Genomic DNA, 12,187 nt, shown 5'->3' with positions numbered 1-12,187 from the left:
GCCCGCGAACTCATAACCAAAAACAACCGCAGGACACTTAAGTCCGGTTAGACGTTTCAAATTTGACTTTATTGGGGCCGCCTCATGGCTTCACTATGGATCGTATTTCCCCTAAATCAACATATAGTGCTGGGTCCATCTTGCAATCATAGATATGGTAAATTCACATATATAATTCGAAAACTGAACCGACCAAAACAAGCGGTTGGTCTACGAATTCGAAACAATAGGGAATCGTTTTGGACAGGCCTCGAATCGCCGCAGTGCAGCTCAATTCCAGGTGGAGAGCGTCAGGTTCCGGTCTTGGACTGCTCGGTCGCCACAGTGCTACCAGCCCAGGCGAGGTTGTCGCTCAGCTGCGCCAGAATGCTGATGGCGTCACGCAAAGGTGCGTCGCCGCTTTCGAATTGCAGCAGCAGCAGAAGGTCGGTGGCCTTTTCGAACTCACCGGGAATCCAGTCCGCATCGGGGTCGATCTCGCCGCCCTGCTCCAGACGTTCGGCAAAGTCTTCGACGATTTCCTGACAGCTTTGCAGGAACGCGGCCGGTTCGATATCCGAGGATTCACGCAGGTCCTCATAAATGCTGGCAATCGCGGCCAGCCAGTCTTCAAGAATCGGGTTGTTCAACGGTGGCAGGGCCGATCCAAGCGCAGCTTGGACCGAGGGGCTTTCGGCCTCCGGCTCTGGCTCGGGACCCGCAAGAGTTTCCAGAAATGGCTGAAACAGCTCGGCAATGTCTTTACGGGCTGCGTTCAGGTCATGCATCCGACGCGCGGAGGCCGCCTCGAGCACCTTCTCGGCCAGATTCTGACCGCCGCAGTTTTCCCACAGATCAAAATCTGGTTCAGGTTCTTGCGCCATGGCTTTCACGGCGACAGGCGTACCGATTGGAACCACAGCGTTGAAAAGGCCCTCTTTTTCCTTGTTCAACCGGGCAAGCACACGGTCCAGAGCATCACGGACGTGAGGCAAATCGGTATGCGTGACGGCCAGCAGACTATTGTCACGCAATTCCTGCGGAACCTGTGCCCAGAGATGACGCTCGGTCTCGCGCCAGGCGTTTGTGCCGTTGGTACACCAGATGGCGCAGTCCACGAAACGAAGCAGGTCGAGCGTTGGTTTATATGTCTCGTCAAGCGCGCCCGAGCCGGGCAAATCGAACAACGAGATCTCGCGCAGCGCGGGCGTGTTCAATCCGACCGAAATGAAATCAGGCTTATCCTCGGCCGCTTTCTCAAGCACGATCCCCGAGTAAGTCTTGGGCTCCTTATCCCACCAGCCGACGGTGGTTTCAGGCGCATCCGCAAAGGCAACGATCACGAGGGGCAGCTTCAGATGCTGAGGGCCGGTGGGCAGGATATCCGCCCCGGCCAGCATATTGGCGAGGCTGGATTTGCCCGCGCCGAATTCCCCGGCAAAACCGATATTGACCGCGTTGGACAGACGCTCGGCATGGGCCAGAGCCTTCGCGCGCATATCCTCCAGCGCCGAATCCATTGGCAGGGATTCGGTTGCGTTCAGAAAGCGTTCAAGCTGTCTGACGTCCTTTTCGGTTCCGGGAAATTCGATCATTCCGCTGCCTTTGCTTGTCCTTCGTCCGCGCGCACCGGGCCGAACACCGTTTCCAGTTCATCGGCGATGCGACGGGCCCGGTCGAACGCATACTGCGCTTCGGCCTGAGCATTAGTTTCACCCGATCCGGTCCGGTGTTCAAGATAGCCGCCCAACAGCGCCACATAGTGGTCCAAAACCGTTTTCAGCCGCTCCATCATGTTTTCACGCGCCGTGTCGATCAGATCATCCCCGATCAGTTCGAATTCCTGCACGATCATCCGCTCTGCACGCGTGACGACGCTTTTGCGCGAAATCAGGCGCGACAGCCAGTTCACCCTCAACTCCACCGTAATACCGCGGGTCAGGGCCGTTGTGTCCGGACGGAACCACCGCACCGCGCTGGTGTTCATGCGGTTGTCGACGGGATCCTGCCATCCGGGCAAGGCGCGCAGGGCCGCGTTGGCCTGCATGTCGATCGCGTAAAGCTCGCTCAGCATGCGCTGGCGGACGACCTGCGTGGCCCCCTGGATCAACTCGCGCATCCGGTCGCGTAGAGGGGTAAAGTTCAACTCGGTCTCAGCACCTTTGGCCAGCAGAGGCGAATTGCCATCCGGGCCACGCACCACGGCCGAGACCGCCTCGGCCACCGTGTCATCCATGACGCCGCGCAAATTGGCCAGCACGTCATCCATGTCGCGCGTCATCACCTCGGTCTTCTCGGCGACTAGCGCCCTGAGTTCACCAAGCGTTTTGTTGTTTTCGTCCAGATCAACTGCAGTAGAGCCGTCCTCGGATTCAAGCGCGCGCAGCTCGGCCTGCGACCGTTCAAATTCGCCCTGCGCGAAACTGTTCAGATGCTGCCACGCCATCCGCAGCTGTTCGCTGCGAGGGCCGTCGGCCAAGGCCTGTGTCACATGCCGCCGCAGATCCGGCAGACCAGAGGCGATCATGGCAGCAAAGCGCAGAACGCCTTCGCGGCTGATCGGGCCGGGGCCTTGCTTGATCTCTTCCACACCGTCCAAATACTGCTTCATCTGCTCGGGATGGGCGCGCAGCCAGGCTAGGACGTCATCGTGATTGACGCCGGTCTCATCCCCGGTCAGCGCATAATGTGCCCATTGGGCACTGCCCATCAGCACATCAATGTCCGAGTTCCCCAGCGCTTGTTCCAAACCGTCCAGAACATCACTGCGCACCTTGCCGGCATCCTCGGCCCCGCCGCCCAGCTCATCCACGCGGTTGATGAAGACGACGATCTGGCCCAGTTCCAGCGCTTGCATCAGGCGGAACAGCTTCAGATCAGCCCGTGACAAAGCCTGATGCGCGGACAGAACCACCACAAAGAAATCGGATTCCTTGAGGTATTGGCGCGAGATTTCCTCGCGGATCAGCAGCGGGTCGTTGACACCCGGCGTATCGGTAACAGTCAGCGGAAACGGGAAATGGCCGATGTCAAAATAGACCTCGGCCTTACGGGTGATATCGCTGTAGAGTCCCCGATCCGAGCCGGGGTCGTGGGTTTCGCTATCGCTCGGATCATCACCCGCGCAGACATAGCGGGCCAGATCGTCCGAGTTCAGGTCTTCCAGATCGTGGTGCTGACCCAACAGCTGTTCGTAGCTGTCGCCCAGACGCAGACGGGCGCGGGTTTTCATCGCCTCGACCTGCTCTTCGATCATCTCGCGCTTATAGCTGTCCTCTTCATCAGGGAACATGTTGCGCAGCTCTTCACCCTCGGCGATCAGAGCCTGCCACTGGTGATTGTCGAAGAAGTGGAACTCTGCCCCGTCAGTCCGGCCCGAAGGATGGCCGAAATGCATATCGGTAATCACCGTCGTCCACGGGTTCACATCTGAGGGCAGGTATTCGGCCTGCCCCGTGAAGCCGTTGATCAAACGCGATTTTCCCGCCTTAATCTGCCCGACAAAGGCGATCGACGGTTTCAACCCCGAAAGGTCTCCGACAATGCGCGAGATGAACTGACGGGTTTCGTCATTGCTTGTCTCGTTCATGTCTTCGGCGATGCGAATAAGCTCGCGGCGACTGGTTTCACTCATAACTTTTTACCCTGGCAACAAGAAACACTGGTTTGAATTGATGGAAAATTTGAAGGATCGGGAGGCGCTCATGAGTCACCCCCGGAAAGTTTGGTCCACAGGCCAACAACGGCACCCAGCTTGCGCGCGTCATGCACGGCAATGGCGGTCTGGCCTTGATCCTGCACCACCGCCACGGCGGCCCCCTTACCCCCCGAAGGACGCATGACAATCAGTTGAGGTTGCTGCAGCTCGGACTGGCTATCATCGTTCCATCCGGTCAGATCCGCCATGAAACGCGCTAAAAGATCGGCATCCGGGCTCAATGCAGCGTCCCCTTCGAACTGAGGATCACCCCCGTCGATAAGGCCACGCGCCTGCGCGAAACGCTCGGCACTGTCAAAGAACCCCCGCGCGGAAGAAGTGGCATCCGGTGCCTGAGGCGCGGGTTCTTCAACATCCGGTACAACAGAGACAATAGGCTCGGCCGGGAGTTCGATCCGGTCACAGGCCGTTTCGATTTCGCCAAGCGTGACACCGACGTCATCGGCTTCAAGCTCGGCATCCGGTTTCAGCGAGACAAACTCCAGCGGCGCGGGCGCGTCGGCGATGTCCGACACCAGTTGCGCAAGTTTGCCGATCAGCCCTTCGCGTGGTTCGGTTTCAAAATCAGGCACCATTCCCGACCGGACGCGGAACACATCGGTCACGCGGGCATTGCTGACCTCGATCGCTAGCACGTCCCCGTTAGCCGCGGTAAACTCCAACCGGCGCGGCAGAACGGTGCCGCGAATTGCGCGCAGAACGCCCGCACGGCGCGCAACAGAGGTTTCGCCCTCGACCGGGACGGCAGGCGACAAACGTGCAACCGAGGACCGCCCGATATTGTCGAGCATGTCGAGTATGTTCGTATCCATCATACCGTGACCCCCTCTGGTCCCGTTCAGACTGCGGCCGCAACCGGCCCTAAGCTGAGATGTGATTTGGTAAGCGCCAACCCTACATTCGCGCTGTTGCTGCAGATGTAGCAGACCACATGTTCGGGATACTCCCCGGTCCGCTGGAAAATGATCAACCTGTCGCCGGAAAACACCGCGATTTCCCCAAATCCCGGTGTTTCAGACGCGTCCCCGCCTGCCTCGCGCAGCATGGTTTCAAAAGCCACCACCCCGCGCCCCTGAAACAGGTTTGCCGCGGCCAAAGCCAGCGTGTCCAGCACGTCCGAGGCATCAGGGTCCTTGACGCTGTTACCCAGCAACATCCCCGTTTCCATGTCGACATACCCGGCTGCAACGCAGTCGGGTATGGTCTCCATCGCCGCGGTCAGAGCAACTTGAATAGACATTTAATCCCTGACCTTTTTCATGTCTTGTCGGTGTCGGCTAGAGAACATGCCACTCTGCCCCTCTGTGCTCGCCGGCTTTGGGAATGGACCTGATCGCCTCTTTGGCCTGAGTTTCGATGTGTTCGTGGGCAATCTGGTCGAACTCGGCCAGGAAGGCCAAGAACGCGCGTTGAAGACCCTCAGCATCGGTCGGCAGATCCCCGGCGGCGGCAAGCTCTCGCCACATTGCGGCTGCGCTGGGAAGCTCGCCTGCGGGGATGTCCAGCAGCCCCTCGTTTGCATCTTCCTCAACCTCTTCCGGTTCGGGCTGCGGCATCAGCCGCACTTCGACCAGACCGTTAGTTTCGGGCTCTGGTTCAAAGTCATCGTCATCGCTGCCCGACTGTTCCGCCATCAAAGCCGTGATCGACGAGACCGAAACCTCGATCCCAGGCGCATCAGGCTGGTCTTCTGTGTCCTCCGTCGGCGCAACCTCGGGTGTTTTGGACAGGGTCTTGTTGAGCGACAACAGAAGGTCTTCGGATTCCTCAGCCTCAGGCGCGGCCTCAGCCACATCATTTGCGGCGCTGGGCGTATCCTCCTCTTCGGCAAAGACATTCTCATCTTCGTCTTCCGCGCCCGAGAATTCGAACACGTCCAAATCCGCTTCGGTGTCCGCGAAAGAGGACAGGTCCAGCGGGTCTTTGGGCCCATCTCTGAACTGGGCGCGCAGCTGGTCCTCTTTCGTCTCAGCGGATTGCGGGTCCGGCGTCGGGACCATTTCGGCGCGCAGGCGCTCGGCCTCGTCCGCATTGATCCGCTCCCTCTCCACCTCGTCCGAGCGGCGTTCGACGCGGGACGGGCGCACTGGGAAATTGGTCACCACGCCACTGTCCTGATCTGCCACCTCCGGGGTCTCCGAGGGAACCGGATCCACCAGCTGCAGCGGCGCGACCTCAGCGGTCTCGTCCTTGCGCTTGGGCCGGGTCGGGCGCACCAGCGGGCCGTCAGACTGGCTCTTGTCAATTTGGTACCGCGACAGATGGCCGGCGCGGGTGTCCATGATCTGCTCGGTGATCCCAAGGAAACAGTCGATCATCTTGCCACCACCGCTGCGCGCCCACATCTCGGGGTCGCCGGTCTTGTCACGCGCGGTAATCGCATCGCGGGCGGAAAACAGGATCGAACGGTTGAACAGATGCCCCGCCTCGCGGTTGACCCGGCGCAGAACTTTTTGGCGGTCCTTCTGGCCCAGCGCATCAGCGCGCGTAATCAGCAGGATCGAATTATTCTGCAACCGTTCGGGCAGAGAGACCCATGTCGCCCGCTCTGTTTCCCGCCAAGCCTGTGTCGCATGGGTACACCACAGAACGCCATTGGCCTGTCCAACAGCGCGCTGCCAAACATCGGTTGAGATTTTGGGGTCCGAGATACCTGGCGTGTCGATCAGATCCACCGCCTCAAGAATATCGGCTTCAAGGAAAATCCGAATGAACTGCGCGTCGTTGACACCCACACTCTCAAGCTGATCCAGCGAGATATCTTCTGTGCTGCCATCATGGTGTTTGACGTAAGCCGAGCGGTTGCCATAGCTGAACCAGACTGGCGGCAGCTGGGTTGCGGTGACTTGCGTCGGCAGGGCCTGCTTTCGCAGCAGAAAATTCATGAGTGTCGATTTACCGGCACTGAACTCGCCCATAAGGGCGAAAACCGGCTTACGGCGCGACCACTGCTCGATACGCTCCCATGCCTTGGGGGTGATGAAACGGTTTTGGATGTCTTTTGCCATTTTTCTACTTACGCCGCTTCGTTGCTTAGATCTTTGAGGATGCTGCCCAGAATCTCGTCACGGGATTTCTGCAATTGCAGACCCGCCATCAGCGCCGGATTCTGCCCTGCATCCTTCTCGGCCGTGGCCGAGATATTCAGCAGGGTTTCCTTCTGCTCGCGCAGGAAGTCGGTCAGGACGGCCCGCACGTTTTCAAGCACAGCGGCGACCTGATTTTCTTCGATATCCTTGGTGATCGAGTTCGCCTCGGACGCGATCAGACGGGTGTAATCGGATGCATAAGCTTCGAACCCTTTGCGCCGCTGCCACCAGCGCCGCCACCACGTGCTTTGCAGGTCCAGTGCGATGGTGCGGCCAATCCCCAGCGGAGGCGGTACACGGGGCACGATCGGGGCTTCGATGTTGAACTCACCCAGATGATTGCCAAGCAGTTTCTGATAGAGCGCCTCGACATCCGCCGCAGCTGCAGAATAAAGCGCGCCGGCTTCTTTGCGCATCGAACGGGCAAAACTGAAATACGCCGCTTTTTGCAGCGTCCGCAGACCTGCAGGGTCATACTGCCACGTACCCTGTTCACCATTCTGTTCCAGGTGCGAAATCAGAGAATCGGTAGCCCGTTTGACAAAGCTCGTCTCGGCCGAGTTCAAGCGCTCCAGCACCTTGTCGCGCAGCTTGGCGGTCAGGTCAGCGGCCTTTTTGTCATACTCGGCGGACACGGCGGCAATCGCATCCTCGGGCGACGCACCGTCAAGATCGCGGACGACGCCCTCACCTCCGGACAGGGTCTTTGCGACAGCAGTGGCGCGAATCTGGCTGGCAATGTTACGCGCCCGGTGGCGCACGCGGTCCAGCAATCTGGCCCCTGCCCCTTCGGCGATGCGTTCGTTCATTGCCAGTAGCAGATCGGGCAGGCCCGAAAGCGCCCAAATCTTGTCGAGCGACGGCGCCTGATCCCCGAACCCTGCAGCAAGGTAGAAAGTGTTCAGGGTCTCGCGCGATTCCTCGGTCAGAATATCCGGGTTGCCGGTCAAGGCCGCCTCGGCCCAGAGGGCACTGCCGAAAACAACACTTGTGTTGGCATCGATGTTGTTCTGTTTCAGCGTGTCCTGAATCCGGTCGCGAATCTCGGGCACTTGGTTCACCGGATCAGCCAGCTCATCGATACGGTTCACGAACAGCACGATCTGGCGATTTTCGAACTGGGCGATGATCCGCATCAACGCCATGTCCATCGTGGTCAGCGCCTGGCTTGCAGCCAGCACGACAACACAAACCTCGGACCCGCGCAGGCTACGCAGCGTGATCTGCTCGCGCACCATGAAGGTATCGTTCACACCGGGTGTATCGCAGAGCTTCAGCGCAATCGGGTATTGCGGTATGTCCATGTAAAGCTCGGCCGACTTCGTCACATCGGCGAACCGTCCGGTCTTGGGGTCGATATCCGGATCGTCCTCATCGCCCAGACAGACGTAGCGCTGGATCAGCTCTTCGTCGAAATAATCGTACTGGTGGCTTTGGCCCAGAATCAGGTCGAAATGCTTGCCAAGACGTTCTTCTGATTTGGCCTTCATCTCACCGATCTGGCGGCGGATGTCGTCCATTTCGTCATCCGCACCGGCCCGGTTGGCCAGCTCACCCAGACGACCGCCGCCCACCATCAGGTTGTCCCATTCTTCCTGCTCGAAGAAGGTGAACTTGGACTTAGTGTCGCCCGGCGGACGCGTGTTGATGTTCAGCGTCGTGACCACCGAGGTCCACGGGTTGACGTCAGAAGGCAGCAGCGCAGGACGGCCTGCCAGAATGTTGACGATCGAGGACTTGCCAGCCTTGACCTGCCCCACCATCGTTACGCTGGCGGTGAAGTTTTCCATTCGCGTCTTGAGCGTCGCCAGACGCGCCGAGGAGCGCGCATCCGCCACCTCTGTCAGTTGGTCGATCTGCGATGTCAACGACGTCATCGCCGACGTCATCGGCATCAGAGCTTCGTTGCCCACAGACAAAAGGTGGTCATTGCGCGCCATGTTTAGCCTCCGGTTCCTGTTGCCGCGATCCGATGCGCGTGATCCGCGCCTTGAGCCGGAATCCCGGTCAGGGTGTCGATACGGGCGATCAGGTTCAGGGCGTTGCCCAGAATCTCAGCCTCAGCCCGCGGTGTGATGGTTTCATAGCCTTCGGAATCTGCCAGAACCTCGATCGAGCTGAAGCGGTCGCCGTTTTCCAGGCAGGCCACACGACGCCCGGTCGGAAAGCCGTCAGACTTGCTGGCGGGCAGCGGCATCCGCGCGTTTGCCAGCAGATAGTGCTGGCCCGAATGGGTGCGCAGTGAAATTCCAAAGCCGGTATTGGGGTAGTCACGGTTCAGGGTTTTGAGTTCACCCAGAAAACTCTCACGTGCAAAGATGACGGCATCCTGCTCGTGGGCAGCGGAGTTGTTCGGATCGGTCACAGCAAAGAACCTCGAGACTGGAGTTGAGCAAAAAAACTCGTAAGGGCGCCTAAGTGGCAGAAAAGACTCATTAACTCCTACGCGACCAAGAAGCCCGTTCAAGGCGGTGTTATTTTGACGCGAATAAGATATTTTGGCGTTTCAAATGTGGCGCCATTAAGGCGCGCGATTCATAAGAATGCCTCAACCCCTACGTGTACGGGGTTCTTCTTCAAAAACACCTATCTCGCGACAAACCGCATAGTCTGCAAATTGGCAACGTTGGCGGACTATACCGCAGCGCTTGGCAAATACCAGCGAATCGCAACGGCGTTTTGTTCAAGCGCAAAAACTTGCCTTTGAATGGATTTTACCCCTCGCGCTTGCGGAAAAGCTTTGCTATCCAGCGCTCCAGTCCGACGCATAAGCGTCCGGTTGCGGGTGTGGCGAAATTGGTAGACGCACCAGATTTAGGTTCTGGCGCCGCAAGGCGTGGGGGTTCAAGTCCCTCCACCCGCACCACTGGTATCCATAGGCGATAATTGTAGCGTTTCAGCTGGTCCGCTGAGCTAGCTGTGCCTTCGAAACCAGAGGCCAGTTTCTTAGTTTCGCGATCCGAACCATTTGCGGTAAATCTCGTCATAGGTTCCATCTTCGCGCAAAGCCAGAAGCGCCTGATTGACCTCTTCCACCAAGGGTGATCCCGTTGGGAAGGCTATGCCGTAGTTTTCGCGCAGGAAGATTCCTCCGGTCATCGTGGCGATCCGACGACCCTCATGGGCCGCGAAATAGGACAGGACAGGGGCGTCAAACACGACCGCGTTCAGGTCTTCGGCCTTGAATGCCTCCAACATTTCATTAAGCCCGGGGAAGGCGACGTATTCGATCTCGCGCCGGTTGAGAAAACTGGCAGCAGTCGATCCTTCGATCGTGCCAACATTCTTGCCGTAAAGGTCATTGACCGAATTCACATTCCCGGTGATCGCATCCACCGTCATGACACTGGTGATCCGGGCGGTGAAAACCGAGACGATGAACAGGGACGACACCACCAGTATGACGCCTAAAATGCGGCCAAAGGGCGTACGGGGCATCCTCTCTTCAAAGCCGCCATTGACGACCAAGTTCAGTGCCCACCAGAAGGATGGGAACCATGCCTCGTTCAATTTTCGGTCGAAATAGGGCTGCGCGCGACGTTCGAACCCCCACATCAGCATGCCGCCCCCCAGAAGGATGGCAAAGGCCAGGCCGATGGCAAAGAACAGCTCGGCCGACAGTAGCGCCTGCAGCAACGACGGCTTGCGCGCCGAATCCGAGGGCACCATGATCTGCAACCCAGCCTCGAAGATCGGCTGGCTGAAATCCATCTGCGTCTCACGCAGCGCGGTGATCGAGATATTTGCGATCGCCAAATCCGCCGTGCCATCCTGCACGGCCCCCAGCATGTCTGCGAAGGCCTCGACCCGGGTAACGGAGTACTCCCACTCCAGCGACTCGGCGAGCGCTGCCAGCAGGTCCATCGAAAAACCAGCCTCGGCACCGTCCTCGACATAGGAAAACGGCGGGCGGGTCACCGTGGTGACGTTCAAGGTTTGGGCCAGGCTTTGCTGTGCGAGAACGGCGAAAGTCAGGCTGATCAATGCGTAAAAGGCGCGTTTCATGGTCAAATTACCTGTTTCGCCGCCCTGTAGCGCGATTGAGGTCAAAACAGCAAGGTCACCGCAGGGTAAAGCACCATGTTTTATTGGCGTCTCAACTCGACACATTGTGGGAATTACCGGGGGAATCTGGCGGATTGGGGTTGGCAATCCGGCCAATTCGTTGAATCTGTGCGGGAACCTGAACGAAAACCCAACCCCGAGGCCCGAAATGACGGACGCAGTTCAATTGACAGCGGATTTGATCCGTTGCCCATCGGTCACACCCGTTGAAGGGGGGGCTTTGGTCTTGCTGGAAAATCTGCTGTCAGATGCGGGGTTTGACTGCACGCGGGTGGATCGCGGCGGCATCTGCAACATGTTCGCCCGTTGGGGGACCAAAGGGCACCCGCGCAGTTTTGGTTTCAACGGCCACACCGACGTTGTTCCGGTAGGCGATGAGGCCGCATGGACCAAGCTCCCCTTCGGGGCCGAGGTGCATGACGGCGTTATGTTCGGACGCGGCACAACCGATATGAAATCCGGAGTTGCGGCCTTTGCTGCCGCCGCTATTGATTTCGTGCGCGATACCCCACCCGACGGGGCCATCATCCTGACCATCACTGGAGATGAGGAAGGCGATGCGCTGGACGGCACGACGGCCCTGCTGGACTATATGGATCAATCGCATGAGCGGATGTCGGTCTGTCTGGTGGGCGAGCCAACCTGTCCAAACCATATGGGCGAGATGATCAAGATCGGTCGGCGCGGCTCAATGACCGCATGGTTTACGGTGACCGGGGTGCAGGGGCATTCGGCCTATCCTCATCGGGCGAAGAACCCTCTGCCGGCAATGGCGCAGTTGATGGACCGGTTGGCCAGTCACGAATTGGATCAGGGCACCGATCACTTCGATGCCTCCACGCTGGCCGTCGTGACAATCGACACCGGCAATGCCGCGACCAACGTGATCCCGGCGCAATGCAGTGGGACGGTGAATATCCGCTTTAACGACCTTCATTCCGGGGCCGCCCTCAGCGATTGGTTGCTGCAGGAGGCCGATCAGGTGGCGCAGGATTTCGGCGTTGAGATTGAGACACGGATCAAGATCTCGGGCGAAAGCTTCCTGACCCCTCCGGGCGCGCTGTCCGATCTGGTGTCAAATGCCGTCAAAGCCGAGACCGGCATAACGCCCGAGCTGTCGACTACGGGCGGCACGTCCGACGCGCGGTTCGTCAAGAACCACTGTCCGGTGGTCGAGTTCGGGCTGGTCGGACGGACCATGCATCAGGTGGACGAATGCGTCGAGGTGGCTCAGATCGAGCAACTCAAGGCGATCTATACCCGCATCCTGAAAGACTACTTCGACTGACTTGTACAGGGGGCTGCGATTTTAGCCATGACGCCGTCGCACCGCCGT

At 58.9% G+C, this 12,187-nt stretch carries 9 protein-coding genes and 1 tRNA gene; 2 read left to right on the top strand and 8 right to left on the bottom strand.

Going from position 1 to position 12,187, the window contains the following annotated elements:
• Positions 1-290 precede the first annotated feature (290 nt).
• The 7 genes from ACR3FB_RS01505 to ACR3FB_RS01475 all read right to left on the bottom strand — a co-directional run bounded on the left by ACR3FB_RS01505 (position 291) and on the right by ACR3FB_RS01475 (position 9,151).
• Positions 291-1,574, bottom strand: coding sequence for a dynamin family protein (locus ACR3FB_RS01505; protein ID WP_480563567.1), 1,284 nt, complete (start codon positions 1,572-1,574; stop codon positions 291-293).
• Positions 1,571-3,613 carry a dynamin family protein gene (locus ACR3FB_RS01500; RefSeq protein ID WP_425083641.1) on the bottom strand — a complete coding sequence of 681 codons (2,043 nt, stop codon included), beginning with the start codon at positions 3,611-3,613 and terminating at the stop codon, positions 1,571-1,573. The genes ACR3FB_RS01505 and ACR3FB_RS01500 overlap by 4 nt, the downstream gene beginning before the upstream one ends.
• A 68-nt stretch (positions 3,614-3,681) precedes the next feature.
• Positions 3,682-4,512, bottom strand: coding sequence for a hypothetical protein (locus ACR3FB_RS01495; RefSeq protein ID WP_425083642.1), 831 nt, complete (start codon positions 4,510-4,512; stop codon positions 3,682-3,684).
• Between the two features lie 23 nt (positions 4,513-4,535).
• Positions 4,536-4,937 (bottom strand): hypothetical protein, encoded by a 402-nt coding sequence (locus ACR3FB_RS01490; protein ID WP_480563564.1) that lies wholly within the window; start codon positions 4,935-4,937, stop codon positions 4,536-4,538.
• Positions 4,938-4,974: 37 nt separating this feature from the next.
• Positions 4,975-6,705, bottom strand: coding sequence for a dynamin family protein (locus ACR3FB_RS01485; protein WP_480563563.1), 1,731 nt, complete (start codon positions 6,703-6,705; stop codon positions 4,975-4,977).
• Positions 6,706-6,713: 8 nt separating this feature from the next.
• A complete protein-coding gene (locus tag ACR3FB_RS01480; RefSeq protein WP_170375735.1) occupies positions 6,714-8,726 on the bottom strand; it encodes a dynamin family protein in 2,013 nt (670 codons plus the stop codon).
• Positions 8,727-8,728: 2 nt separating this feature from the next.
• The gene (locus ACR3FB_RS01475; RefSeq protein WP_170459901.1) at positions 8,729-9,151 is read right to left on the bottom strand and encodes a hypothetical protein; all 423 of its coding nucleotides are present in this window, start codon (positions 9,149-9,151) and stop codon (positions 8,729-8,731) included.
• 416 nt (positions 9,152-9,567) lie between these two features.
• Between ACR3FB_RS01475 and ACR3FB_RS01470 the strand changes: the two genes are divergently transcribed.
• Positions 9,568-9,652 (top strand) — tRNA-Leu (locus tag ACR3FB_RS01470).
• Between the two features lie 80 nt (positions 9,653-9,732).
• On the opposite strand, the gene ACR3FB_RS01465 is transcribed toward ACR3FB_RS01470, so the two are convergent.
• Positions 9,733-10,791, bottom strand: a complete 1,059-nt coding sequence (locus tag ACR3FB_RS01465; RefSeq protein WP_480563562.1) for a transporter substrate-binding domain-containing protein — start codon at positions 10,789-10,791, stop codon at positions 9,733-9,735.
• Positions 10,792-10,999: 208 nt separating this feature from the next.
• Between ACR3FB_RS01465 and dapE the strand changes: the two genes are divergently transcribed.
• Positions 11,000-12,139 (top strand): succinyl-diaminopimelate desuccinylase, encoded by a 1,140-nt coding sequence (gene dapE, locus ACR3FB_RS01460; protein ID WP_480563560.1) that lies wholly within the window; start codon positions 11,000-11,002, stop codon positions 12,137-12,139.
• Positions 12,140-12,187: the final 48 nt, after the last annotated feature.

The sequence above is a fragment of the Ruegeria sp. AO1 genome (genome assembly GCF_056535985.1).
This window is presented reverse-complemented; position numbering and strand designations above follow the sequence as displayed.

Excerpts from the sequence above, each read along its gene's own strand:
- ACR3FB_RS01465 (WP_480563562.1), bottom strand. The coding sequence starts at position 10,791 with ATGAAACGCGCCTTTTACGCATTGATCAGCCTGACTTTCGCCGTTCTC.
- dapE (WP_480563560.1), top strand. The coding sequence starts at position 11,000 with ATGACGGACGCAGTTCAATTGACAGCGGATTTGATCCGTTGCCCATCG.
- ACR3FB_RS01485 (WP_480563563.1), bottom strand. The coding sequence starts at position 6,705 with ATGGCAAAAGACATCCAAAACCGTTTCATCACCCCCAAGGCATGGGAG.
- ACR3FB_RS01490 (WP_480563564.1), bottom strand. The coding sequence starts at position 4,937 with ATGTCTATTCAAGTTGCTCTGACCGCGGCGATGGAGACCATACCCGAC.
- ACR3FB_RS01500 (WP_425083641.1), bottom strand. The coding sequence starts at position 3,613 with ATGAGTGAAACCAGTCGCCGCGAGCTTATTCGCATCGCCGAAGACATG.
- ACR3FB_RS01505 (WP_480563567.1), bottom strand. The coding sequence starts at position 1,574 with ATGATCGAATTTCCCGGAACCGAAAAGGACGTCAGACAGCTTGAACGC.
- ACR3FB_RS01495 (WP_425083642.1), bottom strand. The coding sequence starts at position 4,512 with ATGATGGATACGAACATACTCGACATGCTCGACAATATCGGGCGGTCC.
- ACR3FB_RS01480 (WP_170375735.1), bottom strand. The coding sequence starts at position 8,726 with ATGGCGCGCAATGACCACCTTTTGTCTGTGGGCAACGAAGCTCTGATG.